The sequence below is a fragment of the Aerococcus sp. HMSC23C02 genome (assembly GCF_001806805.1).
GTDB lineage: Bacteria > Bacillota > Bacilli > Lactobacillales > Aerococcaceae > Aerococcus > Aerococcus sanguinicola.
Map to the genome: position 1 here is coordinate 213658 of NZ_KV786044.1, position 25033 is coordinate 238690.

Here is a 25033-nt window from a genome sequence, read left to right on the forward strand (position 1 = left end):
CTAAGGGCCAACTTCAACGCTCCACTCCTGCTCAAAAAATAAATAGTTATTAAGAATTGTATAAGTATTCTTCACTAGTCATGAAGTTAGAGGAATAGTGGGGGTAGGCTATCTTGTTCCCAGGGCCTGGTCGTGCTAAGATATTCCTAGCAAAATGCGCTGTCTAGCCTAAAGAAGGGGCTGGGGAGTTAATGAGGAGGAAGACAATGAAGGGGTATAAAGCACTCTTGATGCTGTTTCTGCTTGCTTTAATCACTTTGACCGGCTGTAGAAGTCTGAACCTGGAAAGCGGGGAGCAGTCGTCCAGCTCTGCTGAGGATGACCAGACAAGGATTCGCCTAGGGATCATGGGGGATGATACCCGCTTGTGGGAGCCCGTCCAAAAGCGTCTCAAGGCGGAAGGGATTGAGCTCGACCTGGTTAAGATAATGACCTATGACCAAGCCAACAAGGACCTATTAGCTGGCCGTATCGATGCGAATGCTAGTCAAACGCTAGCCTATCTGGAAGACTTTAATGGGAACCGCAAGTCCAAACTGGTTCCTATTGCCCATACGATGATCAGCCCCCTTGGCCTCTATTCCCACGAGGTCGACAACTTGGATGATCTCAGGGACAAGGCGCGGATTGTTATTCCCAAGGACCCGACCAATGCCGGGAGGGCTCTGAACTTGTTGGAAGCTGCTGGTTTAATTACCCTCAAGGAGACCGTAGAAACTTATCCTACTTTAAAAGACATCCAGGACAACCCTAAGGCATTCAAGATTGAACAAGTAGAAGCTTCGAAGACACCGCCTAAATTGACCGATGCCGATGCGGTAGTCATTAATACTAACTTCGCCTTGGATGCCAAGATGGACCCAGTTAAAGAGGCCTTGGTCCGTGAAGACCTCGACGAAGAAGAGGCGGCAGCCTATGTCCAGGTCCTCGCCGTCAAGGAGGAAGATGCCGACGATCCAATCTATCAAAAGCTGGTGGACGCCTTCCAAGCCCCTGATATGAAAGCCTTGATTAAAGAGACCAGCAAGGGAGCAAGCCAAGCCGCCTGGTAAATGGACTTAAGACGGGGTGTCCGATCTAGGGGATTACTAACAGCCTGATATCGGAATAAGCGATCACTGCTGATGATATTTTAGTATCGTGGCCGGTCTTGTCCCGACTTAAAAGCTTATGTTAGACTAAGGCTATCATCAATAAAAAGATCTCGTTGATAAGGAGAGTAGATCTTTCGAACTTTGTAGAGAGGCCTTGGGGGTGGAAGGGGCTAAGTGGCGAAAGATTGAAGATGGCCTTGGAGAGAGGAAGTGCAATCGGAGTTCTTCCCGGCTTGGCTCAGTCGTTACTTGGAGCACCATTCACTGATTCGAGTGGCTGGGTTAAGGGAGCTAAGGCTCTGAATTAAAGGTGGTAACACGATACGTCGTCCTTTGTCTGGTGAGAACCGGGCAGGGGACTTTTTTTATTATAAAGACAAGAGAAGGAGCGATTCGCATGAAGAAATGGACAAAAGCACTGGTGATTGGGGCAACTGCCCTCCTCGGACTGACCGCTTGCGGCAACGAAAGCCAAAGCGCGCAGAAGGAAACAGAGACGGTCAAATTAGGCCTGGTCGGCGACGATACCAGAGAGTGGGATGTTGCCAAGGACAAGTTGGCTGACCAAGGGATTAAGCTGGAGTACGTGAAATTCTCAGACTATAACCAACCCAACCAGGCTCTGGCCCAGGGGGAAGTGGACCTCAACGCCTTCCAGACCAAGGTTTACTTGAATAACTTCAATGAGCAATATGGGGCTGACCTAGTTGGAATCGGGAATACGGTGGTCACCCCACTGGCTATCTATTCCGACAAGTATGACAAGGTTGAGGACCTCCCGGATGGGGCCAAGGTGTCGATCCCTAACGATGTGACCATGGGCGGTCGGTCACTCATCCTCCTCGAATCAGCGGGTCTGATCGAAGTGGATGATGCAGCCGGGATTACGCCAACCCTCAGTGACATCACCAAGAATGACAAAAACCTTCAGATCGAAGAGATGGATGCCTCACAGACCCCACGCTCTTTAGGGGATGTGGATATTGCCCTGATTAATTCCAACTATGCCGTCGAAGCAGGGCTCAATCCTAAGATCGACGGGATTTTCACGGAGCCGATCAATGATAAGTCAGAGCCCTATGTCAATGTGGTCGCAGCTCGCAAGGAAGACGCGGATAACACAACCTATGCCAAGGTCGTGGACGCCTACCAAACCGATGAAGTCGCCAAAGTCATCGATGAAATTGGGAAGGGCGTTAATATTGCGGCCTGGAAAGAATTCGGTAGAAAATAAAGGATGAAGAAAAAGGAGTGTTTCGCTATGAAAAAATGGACAAAAACTATCGTTCTGGGCCTAGTTGCCCTCTTAGGCCTGACTGCTTGTGGCAATAACAGCCAAGAGGCAGAGAAGGAGACGCAAACCGTCAAATTAGGAGTGATTGGTGACGATACCAGAGACTGGGACAGTGTGCGCGACCGACTAGAGAATGAAGGCATTAAGTTGGAATACGTCAAGTTCTCCGACTATAACCAACCTAACCAGGCTCTAGCTCAAGGTGAGATTGACCTCAATGCCTTCCAGCACCAAGTCTTCCTCGATAAATTCAATGAACAATTTGGGACCGACCTCGTTTCTATCGGGAATACAGTGGTAGCCCCTCTCGCTATCTATTCCGATAAGATCGATAAGCTAGAGGACTTGCCAGATGGGGCCAAGGTGGCCATCCCTAATGACGTGACTAATGGCGGCCGGGCAATTATTCTCCTCGAATCCGCTGGCTTGATTGAAGTGGATGATGCAGCCGGCATTACCCCAACTCCTAAAGATATCACTAAGAATGACAAGAACTTACAGATCGAAGAAATGGATGCTTCACAGACAGCCCGTGCCCTGGGTGATGTAGACATTGCCCTAGTCAATTCAGGCTTTGCGGTGGACGCTGGTTTAGATCCAAAAACGGATGCGCTTTTCACAGAGCCTGTTGATGAACGGTCCAAACCCTACGTCAATATTGTAGCGGCTCGCAAGGAAGACGAAGATAATCCAGTCTATGCCAAGGTTGTCGATGCCTATCAAACAGATGAAACCAAGCGAATTATTGATGAGAAGAGTAAGGGTGCCAACCAGCCAGCTTGGGAACAATTCGGCAAGAAATAAGAAAGGAGCCTAGCAGATGTCAGTCGAAACATTGAAAGAAGAAATTGTAAATTTTGTTGACCAGAACTTAAGTACTTACCAGGAGAATGCCCTGCGTATCCATAGCCAGCCGGAGACTTCTAACCACGAATACTTTGCCCAGGATGTCTTGACTAAGCAGCTAGAAGCAGAAGGCTTTACGGTGAAGCGGGATGTGGCCGGCCATCCCACCGGTTTCGATGCCCGCTACAAGGCAGACAAGGAAGGCCCCGTTTTGGCTTTCCTTGCCGAATTCGATGCCTTAGAGGGCTTGGGACACGGTTGTGGGCACAATCTTTTTGGCAACTATTCCAGCCTAGCCGCTGCTGCTCTTAAGTCGGTCATTGACCAAGTCGGCGGTGAGATCCGCGTCTATGGGACCCCAGGGGAAGAAGGCGGTGAGAATGGGTCCGCCAAGGAAAGCTTTGTTCGCGAAGGCTTCTTTGACGATGTGGATGCAGCTCTCTGCGCCCACCCAGGATCGGGCAAGCATATCCCTACCAGCCATCTCTTAGCCAACGACCCGGTGGATATTGAGTTCTTCGGCAAGTCTTCCCACGCGACCGCTGCACCGGAAGAGGGGATCTCTGCCCTGACGCCCTTGATCCAGACCTTTGTCGGTATTGATGCCCTCCGCTTCCACCTGCCCAAGGATGTCAGTATCCACGGGGTGATCCTAGATGGTGGCCAGGCGGCTAATGTGGTGCCGGACTATAGCCGGGGTCGCTTTTACATCCGGGCTAAGAACCGGAAGACCCTGGATGAAGTCCGTGAGAAGGTGAAACGGATTGCGGAAGGCGCTGCCCATGGTACAGGAGCCGAGCTCAAGTTCGGCCTCTTCCAGAACAAGGTGGACGATATGATCATCACGGAGAGCTTCGACCAGCTCTTCTTCAAGCAGATTGACTGGGCTGGACTGACAGCAGACGAGATCGGAGAAGCCGACAGCCAGGCTCATGGTTCGTCTGACGTGGGCAATGTCAGCTATGCCGTCCCAACCATCCAACCCTTCCTTGCTATCTCCAAAGAAAACATTCCTGGACATTCCCAAGCTCTGGTGGATGCTGCAGGATCGGAAGAAGGCCTGGACTCCATCCGTATTGCGGCCATCCTCCTCGCCTGCACTGCCCTCGATTTAATCCTTGAACCAGATACCCTAGCCCAAATCCAAGCCGACCACCAGGAAAGCTTGGCACGGGGCAATTAAGACCTGTCATTAGTGGATCAATATGTCGTCCAGGAAATGTGGGACCATCCGATTGATTTAGACCTAGATCGTCCAGACTTTATTCGCCAATTTCATTTTGCAGGCGATGTGAATAAGTTTAGTTTTGCTAAGAATTGGCAAAGTGATCTTCCATTACGGGTCTACTCGAGAGAAGCTGAGACTGCTTTACCAGATCAAGTGATTCCTTGTGGTTTTATGCGAGATACAGAATTAATCGTTAACCTCGCTAAGGGAGGTTTCGGATTAGTTTGGGCAGATGGGGACCAGATTAATGACTATTTCAAATTATGTATTACGCATAAATTGGGGACCTACCTTGCAGCTGGGATTCCTGTAGTGGTCCCTAAACACCTCTCCAATCATAATATTATTGAAGCTAATCACTTAGGCTTTGTGGCAGACTCCCTTGAAGAAGCTCAAGACTATGTCGCAAACATTTCAGCAGAGGACTATGAAGACTTGGTCGATCACGTCGCCCGCTACCGTCCTTTAATTACCCAAGGCTTTTACACCAAACGTGTTCTTACAGAAGCAATTTTCAAGTGTTTGGATGTGAGGAGCTAGTTATATTAGCAAAAAAGCGTTAGCTCCTACAGCTCGTAGGAAAGCTAACGCTTATTTTTATTTGAGATAGCTCCCGATCACCTCCTCAAAGAAGGCGATGGTCTGGTAAAAGTCATCCAGGGCTAGGTGTTCGTCAACCTGGTGCTGGGTCTTGCCGGGGCCAAAGATGACCACTTCTAGGCCGGGATTCTGGCTAGCGATGTCGACACAGTCTGTGCCCCCGAAGAAGGGAGAGAGTTCAGCAGCTTGGCCGAAAGTTTTCTGGTAGGCAGCCTGGCAGGCTTGGATGATTGGGGCTGATTTTGAGGTCTGGAGGGCTGCCATATTGGCAGTGACAGTGAATTGGGCTTTGAATTGGGGGTCTTTGCTGTGGAAGTGCTCGATCATGGTTTGGTAGCTGTTGAGAATGTGTTCATTGTTTTCCTGGGGCAGGGTCCGCCGGTCGACGGTCATCCAAGCGTAGTCAGGGACGAGGTTGGCTTTTTCCCCGGCGTGGAGGCAGGAGATCTGAAGTGAGGGCTGGCCCAGGATGGGATGGGCCAGGTCAGCTGCCTCTGCTTGGAAGTCTTGGCGGATGGCCTGGGCGAGGTCTAACATTTGGTTGAGGGCATTTTGGCTGGGTTGGGCGGTGGCGGCATGTCCAGCTTGGCCGAAGCTTTCGAACTTGAGGGAGAGGCCGCCGCGGTGGCCGGTGCAGACTTTGAGATCGGTGGGCTCGGCGCAGATGAGGGCGTCAAGTTTTGGGATAAGACCAGCCTGGGCCAGGGCTTCGGCTCCCTTGCCGCCCGACTCTTCATCGGCTGTAATGATGAAGTAGAGGCTGCCAGAGGAGAGCGTTTGGGCTTGGATGAGCCGGCTAGCGGCGGCGATGAGGGCAACGAGGCCACCCTTCATGTCGGAGGCGCCCCGCCCATAAATCTGGCCGTCAACGACTTGCCCTTCAAAGGGAGGATAGGTCCAAGTGTCTTCTTGGCCAGTAGGGACCACATCCAAGTGGCCCGTGAGTCCGAGTTGGGGGCCCGACTTGCCTGAGGACCAGGAGGCGATTAATTGGTCGCGACCGGGCGCATAGGAAGTGGTCTGGCAGTCGAAGCCTAGGCCTTCAAGGTAGGGAATAAGAAGCTCTAAGGCTTGGTCTTCCTGACCTTCGACGGTGTTGGTTTGGATCAGTTCTTGGAGAAGTTTAAGGGCGTCTTCAGATGTCATGCTTGCTTTCCTTTCTAATGTGTGGGGATCTGGTCAGCGCAGGCCCAGAGTTCGGGGATGTTTTTACATTTAGGATTTTTAGGGGTACAAATTTCGCGACCGAATGCCCCCATGGCTTGGTGGGCATGGAGCCAGTCGCTCTCGGGGAGGAGTTGGGTGACCCGGTCTTCAATTTCTAGGGTAGAGGCTGTAGGAGCGACAATTTCGTGGCGCTTGCAGATCCGGATGACATGGGTATCCACTGCGAAGGCAGGAATTTGGAAGGCGTTAGAGAGGACAACATTGGCGCATTTACGGCCAATGCCAGGGAGGCTTTCCAATTCTTTTTGCGTCTGGGGCACCTGGCCATCGAAGTCTTTGAGGAGTTTTTGAGCACAAGCAATCATATACTTGGACCGATTATTATAGAGACCCAGACTTTTGATATAGGGAATGACCTCTTCTTGGCTGGCTCGGGCTAGGGCTTGGGTCTCAGGGAAGGCTGCGAAGAGGTCGGGTGTGATGTCATTCACCTTGGCGTCGGTCGTTTGGGCGCTCAGCATGGCGGCGATGAGGAGTTGGTAGGGAGTGTCGAAGTTGAGGGCAGATTGGGTATGGGGGTAGAGTGCCATGATCACATCAATCACTTGGCGGGCACATTGGTCAGATAGCAGGGTAATTTCCTCCTTAAGCTATATCTTCTAAAAAACTTCTATGCTAAAATTATAGCTAAAGTTCACCGCTAAAGCACGGAAATCCCTCGCTTAGGGGGATCAAGGAGGAAAACATTTGAAGGAAAAACACCTTAGCGTCAGAGAAAATATGGTCCGAAGTATCGGTGTCGCCTTTGCTTATTCTGCCATGATGTTTATTGGCGTCTTTATTTATATGATTCTCTATCTCTTGGTCAGAGCCTGGCTGATTGGCGACTTTAGCGTCGACCAAGCCACCACGGATACCATGGAAACAGGCTGGCCCTATCTCATCGCTTGCGGCTTGAGCTTCTTGCTTCTGACTTATCTCCACCGCAAGCAACCCATTGTCTGGAAGCGAGCCGATGCGCCTCAAATGACGGGCAAACGTTTTGGCCAATTGTTGGCTGTCTTTATGATGGGGCAGTTGGTCTTTACGGCCTTGGCTAATCTAGGGGAGTCCCTAGCCAATGTCCTGGGCTATACCATCCTGCCTGAAGTTGAGATGGCATCAGCTGGTAGCCCAAGCCTGTCCATGTTCTTCTATGCGAGTTTCGTTGGTCCTATCTTAGAAGAGATGGCCTTCCGGGGGACCATCATGCCTTATTTGGTCAAGCACGGCCGTCTCTTTGCGATTACAATTTCGGCCTTTTTCTTCGGTTTAATGCACTTGAATATCATCCAGTCTCCTTTCGCCTTCCTCATTGGCCTAGTGCTCGGCTATGTCAGCTTGACTTACGGGCTCTTCTGGGCGGTGGTCCTCCATATCGTGAACAACTTTGTCTTCGGCGACTTACTTTTCCAACTGTTGTCGCCATTCTCGCCAGCTGTCCAAGATGGGGTCAACCAAGCCATTTCGGTGGTTTTCTTCATTCTGGGGGCCTGGGTCCTCTACCAGCACCGGGAGGCGATTAAGGACTACCTGCAGACTTATCGGACAGCTCCTGGGACTTACCGCCGGGCCCTTGACTACTGGCCCTTCATACTCTACACGGCTTTAGCCCTCTTCCAAATGATAACGAGTTTACAGCAAATTTAGGAGGTTACGATGGCAAGAAAGATTATTTTAGACCTTGATCCTGGGATTGATGATAGTCTAGCCTTGATCTATACGGCCCTCAATTCAGACTGTGATATCTTAGGGGTTACGACAGTCTCTGGCAATGTCGACGCCAACCAGGGCGCCCGAAATGCCAGCTATCTCTGTGATTTTCTGGGTATGGACCAGGTGCCTATCTATGAGGGGGCAGGACAGCCGCTCCAACGCCCCTACCGTGATGCCCGGGATACCCATGGTGAGGATGGGCTAGGCGAAGCCGTTTGGGCTAAGGAAAAGCGGGTCCAGGACCAGTCTGCTCTTGACTTCATCCAGGCAGCCCTCGAAAACTATCCAGGAGAGCTTGAGATCCTTGCGCTAGGGCCCTTGACCAACCTGGCCCAAGTGGAAGAGGCCCGGCCCGGTCTTTTAAGCCAAGCTAAGGCCCTGCGCATCATGGGCGGGGCCTACCAGGTCCAAGGTAACTGTTCGCCCTATGCGGAGTATAATTTCTGGTGCGATCCAGAGGCTGCTCGCCTGGTCTTTAATAGTGACTTGCCAGAGACCTACCTCTACCCCCTGGATGTGACCTATCAGATCCTGATGACGCCCAATTGCCGGGAGTTGATCCGGCAATTCGATACGGAAGTCGGGCGCTTGGTCTATGCCATCACCCGTTTCTATGTGGACTTCCACTGGCAGGCCGAGCGGACCCTAGGCTGTGTGATCAATGATCCCCTGGTTCCGGTCGATATGCTGGCCGGGATTTGTGATTTTATCCAAGCAGATATTGAGATTGTGACTAGCGGCGAACGGGATGCCCAGTCTGTTGTTAAAGCCCGTCCAGACGGCAAAGTAGCTGTCGCCCAAGCTGTCGATGCCAAGGCTTTCTTTAAGCTCTTCTTAGGGCAAATCTTCCCCGACCAGAAACAAGAAATCCAACGTGCCCAAGACAAGGGCTGGCTGTAATAGGAATTTAATACAGAAACACAAAAACGCACGCTAAGTAAGTTTGTACAAACTTACTTAGCGTGCGTACTTTATTTAAATATAAATTATTAATTTCTTATTGCTAATAATTAAGTTAATTGTTCAATCATGGTTATTTAATTGTGAGCAGGAGTGAAGCGTTGAAGTTGGCCCTTAGCCATGAAGCAGCAAGTAAAGCGAATTACGGAGCGTAGGCTTTAGCCGTACGGTCCGTTTGAGATTTGCTAGGCGAGAGACCTTGGCTCGAGCCGGTGCCATGGCTGTTGAAGGGCCAAATTCAAAAGCGAAACGGATGCTCCTCATACAAATTGTCGTTGATAAGCTTGATTAGTCATAGAAATTAATCCGCTTGCTGATGGGGTAGATGATAAAGCCACCTACGATCATAGCTAAGGCTTCCGTTCCTGCCATGTTAAGGTAGAGCGGCCAAATTGGACCGTCATAACCTAGGAAGACCACCAAGAAAGTAATTGTGAACATGGATAGGGAGAAGACAATGGTCAAAACGATGTATTTAATAATCATCGGGTCGATCTTGAAATTGCTGTGTTTAACCAGCTGTTCACCGAGCCAGCGCCCAACCCAGAGGAAGATAAAGGTAGAAATACTGCCTACAATCATATCCCAGATCCCATAACTAAAGTAGTTGACAATGAAGACACCTACTGTGATAGCGTAGATATAACGCTTATGGTAGAGGCCTAGAAAGTTGAGCCCCTCCGATAAGCGGATCCCAATTGGCCCAAAAGTTAAGGGTGCGAGTAATAAGGACATGGCCACATAGAGGGCGGCAATGATGGCAGCCTTGGTCAGGTCTAAAGTGCGGGCCGAGGAAGCCCCGTGTGTATTTTTTTGCATGATATCGTCTCCTTTATAGTGGCGGCAAACCGCCCTAGTGATAACTACGACCAAAGGACAAAGAGTAGCTGAATCTACTGAAGAATCGTAGTGTTGGCTTTCCTCAAAGCCAACAGACTTATTCTAGCGAAGATTATTTTAAAAGACAATATAAAAATGCTTTTTATGGGTTAAAAGCAAGAAATTTAATAGCTGAGACTTATTGCTTTACAATGGTAAGTGAACAATTTAAGATGGCATTAAGGAATAAATAATATTAACACTTAAGGAGGACGTTTGTATGCAATCTACATTTAATGATTTAATTCAAAAACGCCGCTCAATTTATGGTCTAGGTAAGGACGTTGAGGCATCGAACGAGGAAATTACAGCCCTCGTTAAAGATATTATCCAACACAGCCCTTCTGCCTTCAATAACCAAACAACCCGCGCGGTCGTTTTATTTGAAGGTTCCCATGATAAATTATGGGAAATTGTTTGGGACCATGTGAAGGACGCTAACCCTAACGCAACAGAAGAAGATGTAGAAAATACCCGCCAAAAGATTGCTTCTTTCCAAGCAGCTTACGGGACCATCTTGTTCTTTGAAGACCAAGAAATTGTGCGTGAGTATGAGGAACAATTCGCACTCTATGCGGACAACTTCCAACCTTGGTCTGAACAAGCCAATGGGGCGGCAACCATGAATGTGTGGACTGCCTTAGCTGAACAAGGGATTGGAGCTTCTCTCCAACATTACAATCCCCTTATTGATGAAGACGTTCGTCAAACTTGGGACTTACCAGAAACCTGGAAGCTGAGAAGCCAAATGCCATTCGGTTCGATTGAAGCAGCTCCTGGCGACAAGGACTTCTATCCAATCGATGCACGGGTACTGGCTTTCAACTAATAGGCAATGAGCAAAGAGACTGGGAGATAACTCCTAGTCTCTTTTTTAGCAGGCTATCCTCATGAGCCTAGCTTCTTCTAAAGACCGAGTTTCGCCCCCCTTTAGTTGGGTTCGCAAGAGCAGCTTTGGCGTGCTTTCGCAAGTTGGAAACGTGCAAGCCTTGCTTGCCCTTATTCCAACTTACTCCAAGCAACCAAAGCTAAGCGCTCTTGCTCTCATCCTTATTAGTCGGGTTCGGTCGCGCAGCTTCCTCTCACCCTTATTCCCTATAATGATTATAGTTAAGAAGTATCGTGCTTGGGTGGAAAACTTATGTGCAATTATGACAAGTTCATGAGAAACTGTTATAATAAAAAGTAGAGAATATTCGTTCAGAAGATAGGGCGAACTAATTACTCAATTGAAAATCATAAACATGAATGGAGTGGAATGTTATGTCAGAATACATTGATCGTGTACTCAAAGAGACAGAAGAGAAAAATAGCCACGAACCAGAATTTATTCAGGCTGTGGAAGAATTACTATCAACAATCGAGCCTGTGATTGAGGCCCATCCTGAATATGAAGCGAATGGTATCCTTGAGCGTATGGTGGAACCAGACCGTGTCATTGAATTCCGTGTTTCTTGGGTAGACGACGAAGGCAAGGTCCAAGTCAACCGGGGTTACCGTGTCCAATTCAACAGTGCGATTGGGCCTTACAAAGGTGGCCTACGCTTCCATCCATCCGTGAACTTATCTGTGGTTAAGTTCTTAGGTTTTGAACAAACCTTCAAGAACTCTCTAACAACCTTAGCCCTAGGTGGGGGTAAGGGGGGATCAGACTTTGACCCACGCGGCAAGTCCGATACCGAAATTATGCGTTTCTGCCAAGCCTTCATGACTGAGTTATACCGTCACATTGGTCCAAACACAGACGTTCCTGCCGGGGATATCGGTGTTGGGGGTCGTGAAATTGGTTACCTCTTTGGCCAATACAAACGCATCGTTGGCGCCTTTGAAAATGGTGTCCTAACAGGCAAAGGCCTGGAATACGGCGGGAGCTTGATCCGTCCTGAAGCAACTGGTTTCGGTGCGGTTTACTTCGCTAATGAAATCTTCAAACACCAAGGCGAAAGCATTGAAGGCAAGACCTTCCTTGTTTCTGGTTTCGGTAACGTGGCTTGGGGGACCTGTACCAAGGTCGCTGAACTCGGCGGTAAGGTTGTGACCCTATCTGGCCCTGATGGCTACATCTACGACGAAGATGGGATCAATACCCAAGAAAAATTAGACTTCATGCTTGAAATGCGTAATAGCGGGAATGACCGTGTCCAAGACTATGCGGATAAGTTCGGTGTACCATTCTACGCTGGTGAAAAACCATGGGGCGTGAAAGCTGACGTTGCCATGCCATGTGCCACTCAAAATGATATTGACCTAGAAGAAGCTAAGCAATTAGCTGAAAACAATGTGAAATATCTGATTGAAGTCGCCAACATGCCATCTACCAAGGCAGCTATTGACTATCTCAAGGAAAATACCGATACCATTATTGCACCATCTAAGGCAGTTAATGCAGGTGGGGTAGCTGTGTCTGGTCTTGAAATGGCTCAAAATAGTGCCAAACGTGCTTGGAAGGCTGAAGAAGTGGATGCGGAATTACACCGTATTATGGAAAATATCCACCATGCGGCAGCAAGCGCAGCTGAAGAAGCAGGCTTAGGCTATGACTTGATTGCTGGGGCTAACATCGCTGGCTTCAAGAAAGTTGCTTCTGCCATGATGCAAGAAGGCGTCTACTAAAAATAAAATATAGTGATTCTAAAAGGCCTCTCTATCGCTTGAATAGGGAGGCCTTTATTAATTTTACTATTGTTAATGTTGGTAACTTAGTTATTGAAGAGTAAATTTTAAATCTTACTGAGGTCAAATTGTGTCCAAATCCCATTTGAAGGTGGGAGGGCTTGGATGCTGAGAGGCTCTTTTTTGACGGGGTGGATGAATTGGACTTGGTAGGCCCAGAGTGCGATCTGTTGGCCCACTTGGTTGACAGCCGCCCCGTATTTTTGGTCACCGTAGAGGGGGTGGCCCAGGTGCTGCATCTGGACGCGGATCTGGTGGGACCGCCCCGTCTGTAGCTGGATGCGTACTAGGCTGAAGTCTCGGCTCTGGTCGAGGACCTGGTAGTTGAGTTGGGCTTTCTTGGCTTGTTTGTGTTGGGGGGAGACGACATAGGATTGGTTCTTCTTCTTATCCTTCCACAAGTAATCGGTCAATTGCCCGGAATCTTTCCTGGGATGGCCATGAACGACAGCGAGGTAAGACCGGTCGATAGCTCGGCGTCTGAGGGCGTCCGATAGTCGACTGGCCGCTTTGGAAGTCTTAGCGAAGATAATCAGTCCTGCTACCGGCCGGTCCAAGCGGTGGACTAAGCCTAGGTAGACGTTGCCCGGTTTCTCATCTCTTTCTTTGATAAATTGTTTGTAGAAGGTCAGTAAGTCGAGGTCTTGGCTGTTATCTGCCTGGACGGGCATATTGGCGGGCTTCTCCACAATGAGTAGGTGGTTATCTTCGTAGTAAATTTTGGCTTGCACACGCGTTCTCCTTTCTTGACATTTATTCCATTGTACCATTAGCTTCCTGTAAAAAGCTAAGGGCAAGTCCTTGATAGGAAATGAAAAGCTTAGGGCTTCTTTAAAGCTGTCATGTGTTATACTTACTAGTAAGAATAAGCGATAAGGAGTGACGAATAAGATGGCAATCTTAGTGACAGGTGGGACAGGCTATATCGGGTCTCACACCAGTATTGAATTGATCCAAGCGGGTTATGAGGTCGTAATTGTTGATGACTATTCCAATTCCAAGCCAACTGTCTTGGACCGGATTGAGGCTTTAGCTGGTCAGCGCCCAAGTTTTTATTGCATTAATGTCTTAGACCAGGAAGCTTTGAATCAGGTTTTTGACCAGCATGAGATTGAGGCAGTGATTCACTTTGCAGCCTTTAAGGCGGTTGGGGAGTCTGTAGCTAAACCACTGGAATACTATGAGAATAACCTGGGTGGCCTGCTATCGGTACTTCAAGTGATGCGCCAACACGATGTGAAGCGGATTGTCTTTTCTTCCAGTGCGACCGTTTACGGGATGACCAATCCTTCGCCTCTAACAGAGGACCTGCCCGTTTCTGCCACTAATCCCTATGGCTATACCAAGGTCATGAATGAGCAAATCTTGAGTGACCTCTATACGTCTGATGCCGAGTGGTCGATCCTCCGCCTGCGCTACTTCAATCCCATCGGTGCCCACGAGTCGGGTATGATTGGGGAAGATCCTCAAGGGGTGCCTAATAATATCATGCCTTATATCACCCAAGTGGCCATTGGAAAATTAGACCAAGTCCATGTCTTCGGTGATGATTATGATACCCCAGATGGGACAGGCGTCCGCGACTATATCCATGTGGTGGACCTGGCTAAGGGACACGTTGCAGCCGTTGCCTATGCCCTGGGCCATACTGGCTTGGAGACCGTCAACTTAGGCCGGGGACAGGGTTATTCCGTGCTGGATTTGATCCATACCTTCAAAGAGGTCAACCAAGTCGATATTCCTTATACGATTGATGAACGCCGCCCTGGCGATGTGGCGACCTGCTACGCTGATGCGAGCTATGCCAAGGAGCTCTTTAATTGGGTAGCAGAGAAGGACTTGGCAGATATGTGTCGGGACTCTTGGCGCTGGCAAGAAAAGAATCCCCAAGGTTTTGGTCAAGATTAAAGCGGAAGTTTGTGATAGAAAGTAGGCCGGCTGATGTCAGAAGAAAATTCCCCTAAAAAGAAGACCTTGCTTTACCTAGGCGGGTCCCTGCTGGCTTTGCTTGGTCTGTATCTTTTCTTCCAAGGGACAACGCCTGACCTGACTTCTGATCCCGGTAACCCCTTGGGCCTGACCAAGGGAGCGGATGCCATTAAGCCTCGGTCAAGTTATTCAGCCGCGCCTATCATCGATCCCTCAGCCCTGACGCCTGAACTCGACCTCAAGCAGTTGGACCCAGACCAGGCGGATCAGCAAGAAGAAGCCGCCATCCCTCCTGAGCTTCCGCCGACGATTGATCAGCTTGATAAGCCTAATTTAGACCAATTAGAAGCAGACTATGAAGCCAAATTTGGTCAGTTTTGATTGAAAACTTGTTAATCCGCTTCCAATGTGGTCAAATCAATCAAATAAGGTATTGTTTTGCCATAAAAATTTTGTCAGTTTGTGATTTTGTTGGTAAAATATAAGTAGAAAAGGAGATGATTAGATGTCAACTGATCAAGAAAAGAAGTATGAAGAAATGCCAATCGAAGAACCGGATAAACAGGAAGGTTTAGAGTGTGGCGTTTGTGCAGATACTAAGTACCAGGCAGTGACGAGTGAGGAAGATTTCCAAGCTTTGCTCAAGGCCTTAAATGTCGATAAGGACGCCTAAGTCATGTCCGACATACAGATCCGTCCAGCTTGCCTAGCAGATTGTGAACGTTTGGCGGCTATCTATCGTCCCTATGTCGAAGAGACGACTATCAGCTTTGAATATGAGGCACCTGATAAGGAAGAAATGATTCGGCGTTATCAGGCCATCAAAGCAGCTGACTATCCTTATTTGGTTGCTGAGTATGAGGGTAAAATTTGGGGCTATGCCTATGCCCACCAGTTAGGAGAGCGTGAGGCTTTCAAGCACAGTGCGGAATTGAGTATTTATGCGGACCGTCAAGCTCCTATTAAAGGGCTTGGCTACCGCTTATATCAGGTGCTTGAAGCGACCCTTAAGGAGAAAGGAATTGTGAGCTTAGTGGCTGTCATTACGGCTTCTAATAAGCGGAGCCTGGCCTTCCATGAACGCCAGGGCTTCCGCCAGGTAGGCCTCTTGCCCAAAGTAGGCTACAAGTTCCAAGAGTGGTTAGATACAGCATATTTATATAAGGAACTCTAAGCTTAGAGTTCAGTGAAACAGGCTCAATAATGGGCCTGTTTTTTTGTCTGATCGGTTGAATCTCTTTTCATGTATTTATCCGCAAAAAGAGCTTGAGAATTAATCTCAATTACATTATAATGTTCCTATAAACTTTATTTTAGATTAACCTAAAAATATAAAAAGGGGGACTTTATTTTGTCTAAATGGTTAAAAACACTGGGGCTCCTAGTGGTCGGTGTCTTTGTCTTAAGCGCTTGCTCCAAGGGCTCAGACCAGCAAAAGAGCCAGGCTGAAGATGGCAAGTTGAATGTTGTCGTCACCACATCTTTCTTAAATGATATGGTCCAGCAATTAGCCGGGGACTATGTGTCGAGCGATATGATTATCCCAGCTGGGGAGGACCCACACTTGTATGAGGCTAAACCGCAAGACTTAGAGAAGCTCAAAGGAGCAGAACTCTTGATCTACCATGGCTTACACTTTGAAGGGAAGATGGTGGATGTCTTAGAGCAACGCGGCAAAGCAGTGACTGCTGACTTCGATGAGAAGGCCTTAGGGAATATGGACCAGGATGGCGAAACCATTGTTGACCCACACTTCTGGTTCGATATTGACCTCTACAAGCAGGCCACAGAGAAATGCTCGGCCTATCTAATCGAAGCCCTACCTGAACATAAGGAAGCCATCGAAAAGAATACCGCGGCTTATCTCAAACAATTGGATGACTTAGATCAAGAAAACAAGGAAAAAATTGCGGGAATTCCAGAATCGCAACGCTATTTAATTACACCGCATGATGCCTTTAACTACTTCTCCCGCCGCTACAATATCCCAGTGAAAGCGCCACAGGGTGTGTCAACGGATACTGAAGTGGCCAATAAGGATATCGAAGATACGGTGAACTTCATTGTGGACCATAAGATTAAGGCTATTTTCTCGGAATCAACGACGGACCCTGCCCGGATGAAGAAACTACAGGAAGCCTGCAAGGCGAAGGGCTTTGATGTGAAGGTAGTCAGCGGCGAAGGCCAAGAGCTCTTCTCTGACTCATTGGCACCAGTCGGTCAGACCGGCGATAACTTCATCGATATGTACCGCCATAATGTCGATTTAATTACTAATAACCTAAAATAAAACCACTAAAGGCTGGAAATAGGAGAATGTTAAGTTTCTCCTCAAACTCCAGCCTTTTTATCCAAGGATATATGAGGAGGAATTTGAATGAGTCAAGCAATTATAAGTGTTAACCACCTAACCATGGCCTACCATGAGAAGCCGGTGCTATGGGATGTCAACCTAGATATTATGGAAAATTCAATTACAGCCATCATTGGGCCGAACGGGGCTGGTAAGTCGACTTTGATTAAAGGTATCTTGGACTTAGAGAAAACCTTGTCAGGTCAGGTGAAGATTATGGGCCAGGACTTCAAGGATGTCCACAAAAAAATCGCTTATATCCCGCAGACCTCTTCCGTCAACTGGGACTTTCCAACAACTGTTGAGGATGTGGTCTTGATGGGGCGCTATGTCCACCTGGGCTGGTTAAAACGGCCAAGCCAAGCGGACCGCAAAAAAGCTGACCAAGCTCTGGCTATGATAGGACTATCAGACTATAAGAAACGGCAGATCTCCCAGTTATCGGGCGGCCAGCGTCAGCGGGTCTTTATCGCCCGGGCCATTGCCCAGGATGCGGATATTTACTTTATGGATGAACCTTTAGCAGGAGTCGACAAGCGGACGGAAAAAATTATTATTGATTTCCTCCGGGATGCCCAGAGCCAAGGTAAGACCAGTATCGTTGTCCACCATGACCTGAATACCATCCGTGACTACTTCGACCACCTGGTTATTTTAAACAAGAAAGTGATTGCCCAAGGGCCAGTTGACAGCAGCTTTACGGCGGAGAACTTAGTCAAGGCAGACATGTTGGCTAGGGAAGTGGCAGGTGTTTACCATGCTTAATTGGGAAATTTTAAGCTCTTATTCTTTCTTGCTAATTGCGACGGGAACTTTCTTGCTAGCTAGTGCCGCTGGTGTTGTCGGCTCCATCTCTGTACTCAAGGGCCAATCCCTGATTGGGGATGCTATTGGCCACGCTGCCTATCCGGGTATTGTCCTCGCCTTTATGATCTTTATGGTGCGCGACCCTCTAATCCTTCTCTTAGGGGCGATGGGGACAGGAATTTTAGCCTTTGTTTTAATCCAATTGGTTAACCGCCAGTCCAAATTGCGTCTGGATGCCGCCCTGGCCGTCACCTTGTCCTCTTTCTTTGGCTTGGGCATGGTCTTAAAGAGTTATATCCAAGGTCATCCCGAGTATGCCTCGGCTTCCCAGGCGGGCTTGAAGAATTATATCTTCGGCCAGGCCGCCTATATCATGGAAGATGACATCAAGTTGATCTTGGTGATTGCCATTTTATCTCTCCTCCTTTTTGCCCTCTTTTATAAGGAAATCAAAGTCTTTATTTTTGATGAGGTCTATGCTAAGACGATCGGCTACCGGACTTCGCTTATGTATGGGGTGATTATGGTGATGACTATGTCGATTATTGGGGTAGGGCTCAAGTTAGTGGGGACGATTCTGATTGCCTCTCTCTTAATTATTCCGACCATTACCGCCACCATGTGGTCTGACCGCTTCCATGTTGTCCTCCTTTTAGCGGGTTTCTTTGGGGGCTTGTCGGCTGTGGTGGGGACCTATTTCTCAACCCTCTACAACGGATTGTCGACCGGTCCAACCATCATTGTGGTCATGACCTTATTTTCCATGTTCTCGATGGTTTTTGGCCGGAAGGGAATGCTACGTCAAGCCATTGAAAGGAGTAAATATTAATGTCCAGTCTTGAAAACTTTATCTCCCTATTGCTGGCTAATCAGGCCAGTCTCTGGGTTCTAATTGTTACAGCAGTGGCCTGTGCCTTGATTGGTGCTTTCCTCGTTTTAAGACAGTTATCCATGGTCTCAGACGCCATTTCCCACTCGGTGCTCTTAGGGATTGTCTTGGCCTTCTTTATTACCGGAGATCTCCGGTCCCCACTCTTAATTGTAGGAGCGGCTAGCTTCGGCCTCCTCATGGTCTGGTTAACGGAGCTCTTGGCCCAGTCACCCTACATCAAGGGGGATGATGCGGTAGGGATCATCTATCCTTTCTTCTTCGCACTCGCTGTTATTTTGATCACTCGTTATGCGGGCAATGTCCACTTGGATACCGATATGGTCTTGATGGGTGAGGTGATCCTAGCCCCCCTCAATACCATTTCAGTTTTTAATTTCGAAATGCCCAAAGCCTTGTTCGAAATGGGCATCCTTATCGTCCTCAACCTGGCCTTTATTGTCATCTTCTTCAAGGAGTTAAAAATCACGACTTTCGACAAGCAGTTTGCCCATATTGCAGGTTTTTCAGCGGGTATACTGTCTTATAGTCTCATGGCCCTGTGCTCCTTGACAACAGTTGTGGCCTTTGACGCAGTAGGGGCTATCCTAGTGGTTTCCTTCCTGATTGCACCTGGTGCTTCGGCCTATCTGATTGCTAAGGATCTCAAGGTGATGCTAGCCCTGTCAGCAGGCTATGGGGTTATGAACGCTGTCTTGGGTTATGTCCTATCGCTCTACTTCAATGTCTCTATGTCTGGGATGACGGCGACTGTTGCCGGCTTAACCTTCCTCCTGACCTTCTTACTGAATCGAAAGGGTCTGATCACCTCTTTGGTCTTAGCTTACAGCCAACGAAAGGAAATCAAGCGGGCCATCCTCTTACAGGGGGTCAAGAGCTCTCAGTCCATTAATCCCGCCTTGCCGACTGAACAAGTGGATTACCTGGTTCAAGCCGGTTATATCACTGCAGAAGCGGGTGGTAAGTATCGGCTTAAAGGCCAAGGACGGGACTATCTGGCTGACTTAGAAAGAAAATATGGAATCAGCTAGGTCCTAGGACTGATTTTTACTGGAATGAGGATTTTTTGCTTGGGCCAGCTCTAAAAAGAGTGATAGAATGAATGCAAAACTATCAAGCAAAAGAGGTGGCATATGCGCTTAAGCAAAAAAACGATAGGAGCTTCCCTCCTTGCGGTGCTTGTCTTGCTAGGGCTAGCTTTTGGCCTAGGTCGGCACTTTAGTGTAGCCGGGGATGAAGATATTACGTCTGAACTTGTCGGCAACCGCTTAGAGGAAGCCAAAGAGCTAACGACTAGTAAATATTTCTATACCAATACGGGTGCTTATGAGAATGACCGTGAATTTTACGGCCTAAAACTTCCTTTTACCAATAAGAAATTTATTGTTTCTTATGATGGGATTATCCATGCTGGGGTGGACTTAGCGGAAGCGGATATTTCTATCAATGGAGATAAAATTCAAGTCAAACTGCCCAAGGCTAAAATCCTGTCTCATGAAATTGACTCGGATTCGGTCAAGGTCTTTGACGAGGAAGCGAGCATCTTCAACCAAGTTAAGGTCGAAGACTACAGCAAGTTCTCCAATGAACAAAAGAAAACAGCCGAGAAAAAGGCTGTTGACAAGGGCTTACTTGAGGAAGCAGAAAAGCAGGCTCAACAGGCCGTTGAAGACTTGCTCAATATGGATCCTGAAATTCATGAAAATTACCAAGTAGAAGTTCGCTTTTAAAATGAAAAGTCAATAAAAAGGAGCCTGGCCTAAGCCAAGCTCCTTTTTTCGATGGTCATTTGCTCATCGTCTTTATTTATCTTCTGTTTCTAATTGGTCGAAATCGTAAGTCACGACAATCTTCCGGGCTGCCAGCGCTTCGTCTAAACGGGCAACAGGGGTATTGTGTGGGGCAGTGTTTACAATTTCAGCGTCTTCTTCAACTTCCTTAGCAATCTTAATCATGACGTCGCAGAAGTGATCGAGTGATTCCTTGTGTTCGGTTTCGGTTGGTTCGATCATTAAGCACTCATGAACGATTAATGGGAAGTAAGTCGTTGGGGCGTGGATGTTGTGGTCTAAGAGACGTTTGGCAACATCTTTCGCATTGGCGCCCAATTTCTTCTGAGGTGTACAGTCAATAACGAATTCGTGCTTACAATGCTGTTTGAAAGGTACATAGTAGTAATCTTCCAGACGGGCTTTCAGATAGTTGGCGTTGAGCACCGCATCTTCCGAAACTTGGGTTAAGCCCTCGCCGCCGTAAGATAGGATATAGGCCCAAGCCTTCAAGTTAACACCGAAGTTACCGAAGTAGGCTTTCAAGCGGCCATAGGAATCTGGACAGTTACTGTTAAGCACATATTGGTCGCCTTCTTTTTCGATCCGAGGAACGGGCAGGAAGGGAGCCAATTCTTTCTTAACCCCGATTGGGCCAGAACCTGGACCACCGCCCCCGTGAGGACCTGAGAAGGTCTTGTGGAGGTTTAAGTGGACAATATCGAAGTTCATATCTCCTGGACGGGTATGGCCTAAGATGGCGTTAGAGTTGGCGCCATCATAATAGAGTAGGCCGCCAGCTTCATGGATAATTTCTGCGATTTCAAGAATATCGTGTTCAAATAAACCAGCGGTACTTGGGTTAGTAATCATCATCCCAGCGGTATCTGGTCCCACTGCAGCTCGTACAGCATCGACGTCAATGGTCCCTTCAGGATTTGATTTAACTTCAATCACGTTGAAGCCGCCAATCGCAGCTGTAGCAGGGTTGGTCCCGTGGGCAGAGTCAGGGATTAAGATATTGCGGCGCTGCTCCAATTCGCCATTATGGTCATGATAGGCCTTGATGGTTAACATCCCAGCCCATTCGCCGTGGGCACCGGCACAAGGTTGCATGGTCACTTCATCCATACCAGTGATGAGCTTGATCATTTCTTGGAGTTGATAAAGGACTTCAAGAGAACCTTGGGCAGTTTCACTTGGCTGGAGTGGGTGGACTTGTGCAAAACCTGGTAAAGCGGCAAGAACTTCATTAATCTTGGGGTTGTATTTCATAGTACAAGAGCCCAGTGGATAGAAACCAGTTTCCAGACCAAAGTTACGGTTAGAAAGTAGGGTGTAGTGTCGTAATAATTGGAGTTCTGAAACTTCAGGTAAGCGTGCTGCTTCTTTACGGACGAGATGGTCAGGAATATCCTGGCTTAAATCATAGTCCTCAACGTCATTTTTAGGGAGGCTGATGGCCCGACGTCCTGGACGAGAAATTTCAAAAATAGTTTGATTGTATTCAGTAGATGCAGTCATTATTTCGTCACCTCCACGAGAGCTTCAACAAAAGCATCGATCTCTTCTTTTGTTCTCTTTTCAGTAGCGCATAGAAGGACGGTATTATCTTGGCCGTAAACGTCAGAGACGTCATAGCCCCCAACAAAACCTTTGTCTAGGAGGGCCTTATTGACTTCTGCAACGGGTTGTTTTAAGTCAACAATGAACTCATTAAAGAATGCGCTTTCATTTAAAACGTCAAAACCCTTTTCTTTGAGTGCTTTAGCCAGATAGTGAGCTTTGTTGATATTACGTTTGGCCATTTCGATAATGCCTTCCTTACCGACAGCTGACATGAAGACTGCTGAAGTGAGGGCCATAAGACCTTGGTTAGAAGACATGTTAGAAGTAGCTTTTTCACGGCGGATATGTTGCTCGCGTGTCTGCATGGTCATGGCATAACCGCGTTGACCATTGGCATCAACTGTTTGACCAATGATCCGGCTTGGCAATTTACGCATGTATTTTTTAGTAGTTGCAATGTAACCGGCATGGGGACCACCAAAGGACATTGGAATCCCGAATGGTTGGGTATCTCCAACTACGATGTCTGCTCCAAGAGCGCCTGGGCTTTCTAATACACCTAGAGCTAAGGGATTAGCAGAAACAATCAAGAGGGCTTTAGAACCTTCCATAAGATCTTTAATGGCTTTAAGGTCTTCGATTGAGCCGAGGAAGTTTGGATATTGGACAACAATAGCACCCACTTCGTCAGCAGAGAAGGCTTCTTTTAACTTATCGAAGTCAGTCACATCGCCCTTAAGCGGGATGTCTTCAACTTCGTAATCCATACCGTAGCCGTATGTGTGAAGGACTTCACGACCTTGGGGGTGGACGCCCATGGAAAGTAAGACTTTATTGCGCTTAGATTGTTTGGTTGCTAAGTTACAAGCTTCACCTAAGGAAACAAAGCCATCATAGGTAGAGTCATTGGTGACATACATTCCGGTAAGTTCAGCCAGCATGGTTTGGTATTCAAAGAGCGCTTGGAGCTCCCCTTGACTAGCTTCTGGTTGGTAGGGAGTGTAGGCGGTTAAGAATTCTTGGCGCTGTGTAATCGAGCTAACAACAGCAGGAATGAAATGGTCATAAACGCCTGCACCGAGGAAGTAAGCATAGTCATCAGCGTTCACATTTTTAGCGGCAATTTCTACTGCGTGTTTCTTTAATTCACTTTCAGTGAGCGCTTCTGGTAATTGCTTAAAAGCTTCTTTGACAGAATCTCTAACGGAGGCTGGAATATCGTCAAAAAGCTCATCAACGCTCTGAACGCCGATGGTTTCAAGCATTTCTTTCCGGTCCTCTTCGGTAACCGGTAAGTAGCGGTGTTTGTAATCTGACACTAGATTCACATCCTTTGTTTATAAATTATAGCTTTTTATTTAAGAAAACGGGCTCAGAAACGCTGAACCCGTTAGCTTTTAAAGGGGCTTATTCAGCAGAAAATTCTTTATAGGCTGCTTCATCCATGAAGTCAGAAGGATCAATTTCTTCTTCTGTTTCAATAACAGCAATCCAAGCATCTGCTGGTGATTCATTCATAAATTCAGGTTCATCTTCTAAGCGTTCATTCACTTCGACGATTTTACCATCTGCAGGAGCATAAACTTCTGAGGTTGATTTAACAGATTCTACAGATGAGAAGTCTTCTTCAGCTTCAACTTCATCATCAACATCAGGAAGTTCCACGTAAACAATTTCCCCTAATTGTTCAACAGCATAGTCGGTTAAACCAATGCGAACTTTCTTACCATCAACTTCAATCCATTCGTGTTCTTCAGTGAAATATTTAGCCATTTTCCTTGCCTCTTTCTATAATTTATTTGTCACAAATTAGGTGACATTTATATTGTATAATAAAATTCTAATCTTCTCAATAAAACGCTTTAATTAGCGACGTAACCAGTCTTTCTTGCAGACAAGAGCAGGGACTTGCTTCTTACGCACTTGGATGAGTACTTCGTCTCCGAATTCAGTGGCGCCTTTGTCGACAATCATATAGCCGATAGCCTTGCCGAAAGTAGGTGACTTGGTACCAGATGTCACAAAGCCAATTTCTTCGCCGTCTTTGTTATATACTTTGTAGCCTTCACGGGCAATCCCTTTACCTGTTAATTCGAAGCCGCGTGATTGACGTTTTTGTTCGCCTTCTTTTTGGGCTTTCAGGTAGTCTTGACCGATGAAGGGAACTTCTTTATCTACTTTAACAGCGAAGCCGATACCACCTTCAAGAGGGTTGATATCTTCTGTTAGGTCTTGGCCATACAAGCACATGCCACCTTCTAAGCGAAGGGTATCCCGGGCACCGAGGCCGCATTCTTGAATGCCATATTCTTCACCGGCTTCAAGTAAGGCCTTCCAGAGGTCAGCTGTGTCTTCCCATTTGAGGTAAAGTTCAAAACCGTCTTCCCCTGTATAACCTGTTCGTGAAATCATGACATGGTCAATTCCAGCAACTGTTTGATCATCTAAGAAGTGGAAAGGTTTAATGCTATCGAGGTCTGTATCAGTTAGTTTTTCTAATACAGCTTGCGCTTTTGGACCTTGGATAGGAATCAAACCGACTTGATCAGAAATATCAGTGATTTCAACTTGACCGTCATTGTGTTCGTTTAACCAAGCTAGGATTTTTTCCTTGTTGGCACCGTTAGGAGTGACCATGAATTCATCTTCAGCTTTACGATAGTTAATGAGGTCGTCTAGGGTGCCCCCATCTTCCTTAACCACAGCTGTATATTGGGCTTGGTTTACCGCACACTTGCTGATATCATTTGTGATCAGGGAATTGAGGAAGTTTTCTGCTTCTTCACCCTTGACGATGATTTCTCCCATGTGTGAGGTTTCAAATAAGCCAACCTTATTCCGTACAGCGTGGTGTTCATCGATTTGGGAGGTAAATTGGATAGGCAAAGCCCAACCCCCAAAATCGGTGAGGTTTAACCCTTTTTCCACATAATAATCGAAGAGTGGACTATGTTTAAGTCCTTCTAAATTAACGCTCACTATACGTTTCCCTCCTTAAATTTATTAACCAATTAAAAGTTACAAGCTAATACTATCATAAAATAAAACGCTTTCAAAGCTTTTTGTCCTGAAAGATGAGAAAGTAATTAATAGCAAATGTGAGAAAAGACTGAGCCTACAAGCTTTTCCCTTTCAAATTTATTTGAAAAAAGAAATGAAAATACTCCAGTCATTCTTGGAAAAGAAGTTTGACTGGAGCATTTTCATTGTTTCGATTTCTT

General features: G+C 47.4%; 26 protein-coding genes. 18 read left to right on the forward strand and 8 right to left on the reverse strand.

The genetic code is table 11. From position 1 onward, the window contains the following. Positions 1-206 precede the first annotated feature (206 nt). The 5 genes from HMPREF3090_RS05165 (at position 207) to HMPREF3090_RS05185 (ending at position 5002) form a co-directional block, all read left to right on the forward strand. The gene (locus HMPREF3090_RS05165) at positions 207-1052 is read left to right on the forward strand and encodes a MetQ/NlpA family ABC transporter substrate-binding protein (RefSeq protein ID WP_067972911.1); all 846 of its coding nucleotides are present in this window, start codon (positions 207-209) and stop codon (positions 1050-1052) included. Positions 1053-1491: 439 nt separating this feature from the next. Then, entirely contained in the window at positions 1492-2328 is an 837-nt protein-coding gene (locus tag HMPREF3090_RS05170; RefSeq protein ID WP_067972908.1) for a MetQ/NlpA family ABC transporter substrate-binding protein, read from the forward strand. A 27-nt stretch (positions 2329-2355) separates the two neighbouring features. Further along, entirely contained in the window at positions 2356-3192 is an 837-nt protein-coding gene (locus HMPREF3090_RS05175; RefSeq protein ID WP_067972905.1) for a MetQ/NlpA family ABC transporter substrate-binding protein, read from the forward strand. A 16-nt stretch (positions 3193-3208) separates the two neighbouring features. Continuing rightward, complete coding sequence (locus HMPREF3090_RS05180) at positions 3209-4417, forward strand: M20 family metallopeptidase (protein WP_067972903.1); 1209 nt, start codon at positions 3209-3211, stop codon at positions 4415-4417. A 12-nt stretch (positions 4418-4429) separates the two neighbouring features. Further along, complete coding sequence (locus HMPREF3090_RS05185) at positions 4430-5002, forward strand: glycosyltransferase (RefSeq protein WP_067972900.1); 573 nt, start codon at positions 4430-4432, stop codon at positions 5000-5002. Positions 5003-5059: 57 nt separating this feature from the next. On the opposite strand, the gene HMPREF3090_RS05190 is transcribed toward HMPREF3090_RS05185, so the two are convergent. After that, positions 5060-6208: a M20 family metallopeptidase gene (locus HMPREF3090_RS05190; RefSeq protein ID WP_067972897.1), complete on the reverse strand. Its 1149-nt coding sequence runs from the start codon at positions 6206-6208 to the stop codon at positions 5060-5062. Positions 6209-6222: 14 nt separating this feature from the next. After that, on the reverse strand, positions 6223-6861 hold the full coding sequence (gene nth, locus HMPREF3090_RS05195) for an endonuclease III (RefSeq protein ID WP_067972892.1): 639 nt from the start codon (positions 6859-6861) through the stop codon (positions 6223-6225). 115 nt (positions 6862-6976) lie between these two features. Between nth and HMPREF3090_RS05200 the strand changes: the two genes are divergently transcribed. Together HMPREF3090_RS05200 and HMPREF3090_RS05205 are read left to right on the forward strand one after the other, a co-directional pair. Further along, entirely contained in the window at positions 6977-7918 is a 942-nt protein-coding gene (locus HMPREF3090_RS05200) for a CPBP family intramembrane glutamic endopeptidase (protein ID WP_067972889.1), read from the forward strand. 9 nt (positions 7919-7927) lie between these two features. Continuing rightward, complete coding sequence (locus tag HMPREF3090_RS05205; protein ID WP_067972885.1) at positions 7928-8884, forward strand: nucleoside hydrolase; 957 nt, start codon at positions 7928-7930, stop codon at positions 8882-8884. A 348-nt stretch (positions 8885-9232) separates the two neighbouring features. On the opposite strand, the gene HMPREF3090_RS05210 is transcribed toward HMPREF3090_RS05205, so the two are convergent. Further along, a complete protein-coding gene (locus HMPREF3090_RS05210; protein ID WP_070486095.1) occupies positions 9233-9763 on the reverse strand; it encodes a QueT transporter family protein in 531 nt (176 codons plus the stop codon). Positions 9764-10043: 280 nt separating this feature from the next. Between HMPREF3090_RS05210 and HMPREF3090_RS05215 the strand changes: the two genes are divergently transcribed. Continuing rightward, positions 10044-10652: a nitroreductase family protein gene (locus HMPREF3090_RS05215; RefSeq protein WP_067972880.1), complete on the forward strand. Its 609-nt coding sequence runs from the start codon at positions 10044-10046 to the stop codon at positions 10650-10652. 434 nt (positions 10653-11086) lie between these two features. Beyond that, positions 11087-12436, forward strand: coding sequence for an NADP-specific glutamate dehydrogenase (gdhA, locus tag HMPREF3090_RS05220; protein WP_067972877.1), 1350 nt, complete (start codon positions 11087-11089; stop codon positions 12434-12436). 107 nt (positions 12437-12543) lie between these two features. Here gdhA and HMPREF3090_RS05225 read toward each other — a convergent pair whose 3' ends face one another. Continuing rightward, the gene (locus HMPREF3090_RS05225; protein WP_067972874.1) at positions 12544-13266 is read right to left on the reverse strand and encodes an RluA family pseudouridine synthase; all 723 of its coding nucleotides are present in this window, start codon (positions 13264-13266) and stop codon (positions 12544-12546) included. Between the two features lie 121 nt (positions 13267-13387). Here HMPREF3090_RS05225 and galE point away from each other — a divergent pair, with 121 nt between their 5' ends. The 9 genes from galE to HMPREF3090_RS05265 all read left to right on the forward strand — a co-directional run bounded on the left by galE (position 13388) and on the right by HMPREF3090_RS05265 (position 20204). Then, positions 13388-14404: a UDP-glucose 4-epimerase GalE gene (gene galE / locus HMPREF3090_RS05230; RefSeq protein ID WP_070486097.1), complete on the forward strand. Its 1017-nt coding sequence runs from the start codon at positions 13388-13390 to the stop codon at positions 14402-14404. A gap of 33 nt (positions 14405-14437) precedes the next feature. After that, positions 14438-14806: a hypothetical protein gene (locus tag HMPREF3090_RS05235; RefSeq protein WP_067972869.1), complete on the forward strand. Its 369-nt coding sequence runs from the start codon at positions 14438-14440 to the stop codon at positions 14804-14806. 124 nt (positions 14807-14930) lie between these two features. After that, on the forward strand, positions 14931-15098 hold the full coding sequence (locus HMPREF3090_RS09840) for a hypothetical protein (RefSeq protein WP_158444732.1): 168 nt from the start codon (positions 14931-14933) through the stop codon (positions 15096-15098). A gap of 3 nt (positions 15099-15101) precedes the next feature. Further along, positions 15102-15599 carry a GNAT family N-acetyltransferase gene (locus HMPREF3090_RS05240; RefSeq protein WP_067972865.1) on the forward strand — a complete coding sequence of 166 codons (498 nt, stop codon included), beginning with the start codon at positions 15102-15104 and terminating at the stop codon, positions 15597-15599. A gap of 177 nt (positions 15600-15776) precedes the next feature. Continuing rightward, on the forward strand, positions 15777-16715 hold the full coding sequence (locus HMPREF3090_RS05245; protein ID WP_067972861.1) for a metal ABC transporter solute-binding protein, Zn/Mn family: 939 nt from the start codon (positions 15777-15779) through the stop codon (positions 16713-16715). Positions 16716-16802: 87 nt separating this feature from the next. Continuing rightward, complete coding sequence (locus HMPREF3090_RS05250; RefSeq protein WP_067972858.1) at positions 16803-17543, forward strand: metal ABC transporter ATP-binding protein; 741 nt, start codon at positions 16803-16805, stop codon at positions 17541-17543. Then, entirely contained in the window at positions 17536-18414 is an 879-nt protein-coding gene (locus tag HMPREF3090_RS05255; protein ID WP_067972855.1) for a metal ABC transporter permease, read from the forward strand. The genes HMPREF3090_RS05250 and HMPREF3090_RS05255 overlap by 8 nt, the downstream gene beginning before the upstream one ends. Further along, on the forward strand, positions 18414-19505 hold the full coding sequence (locus HMPREF3090_RS05260; protein WP_067972851.1) for a metal ABC transporter permease: 1092 nt from the start codon (positions 18414-18416) through the stop codon (positions 19503-19505). Before HMPREF3090_RS05255 ends, HMPREF3090_RS05260 begins: the two co-directional genes overlap by 1 nt. 102 nt (positions 19506-19607) lie before the next feature. Continuing rightward, on the forward strand, positions 19608-20204 hold the full coding sequence (locus HMPREF3090_RS05265; RefSeq protein ID WP_067972848.1) for a DUF4230 domain-containing protein: 597 nt from the start codon (positions 19608-19610) through the stop codon (positions 20202-20204). 72 nt (positions 20205-20276) lie between these two features. Here HMPREF3090_RS05265 and gcvPB read toward each other — a convergent pair whose 3' ends face one another. From gcvPB to gcvT, 4 genes are all read right to left on the reverse strand, one after another. Then, positions 20277-21767, reverse strand: coding sequence for an aminomethyl-transferring glycine dehydrogenase subunit GcvPB (gene gcvPB, locus HMPREF3090_RS05270; RefSeq protein ID WP_067972845.1), 1491 nt, complete (start codon positions 21765-21767; stop codon positions 20277-20279). Beyond that, positions 21767-23131, reverse strand: coding sequence for an aminomethyl-transferring glycine dehydrogenase subunit GcvPA (gene gcvPA, locus HMPREF3090_RS05275; RefSeq protein WP_083272388.1), 1365 nt, complete (start codon positions 23129-23131; stop codon positions 21767-21769). The genes gcvPB and gcvPA overlap by 1 nt, the downstream gene beginning before the upstream one ends. Positions 23132-23219: 88 nt before the next feature. Then, positions 23220-23585, reverse strand: coding sequence for a glycine cleavage system protein GcvH (gene gcvH, locus HMPREF3090_RS05280; RefSeq protein WP_067972842.1), 366 nt, complete (start codon positions 23583-23585; stop codon positions 23220-23222). A 93-nt stretch (positions 23586-23678) separates the two neighbouring features. Beyond that, on the reverse strand, positions 23679-24791 hold the full coding sequence (gene gcvT, locus HMPREF3090_RS05285) for a glycine cleavage system aminomethyltransferase GcvT (protein WP_067972839.1): 1113 nt from the start codon (positions 24789-24791) through the stop codon (positions 23679-23681). Positions 24792-25033 lie beyond the last annotated feature (242 nt).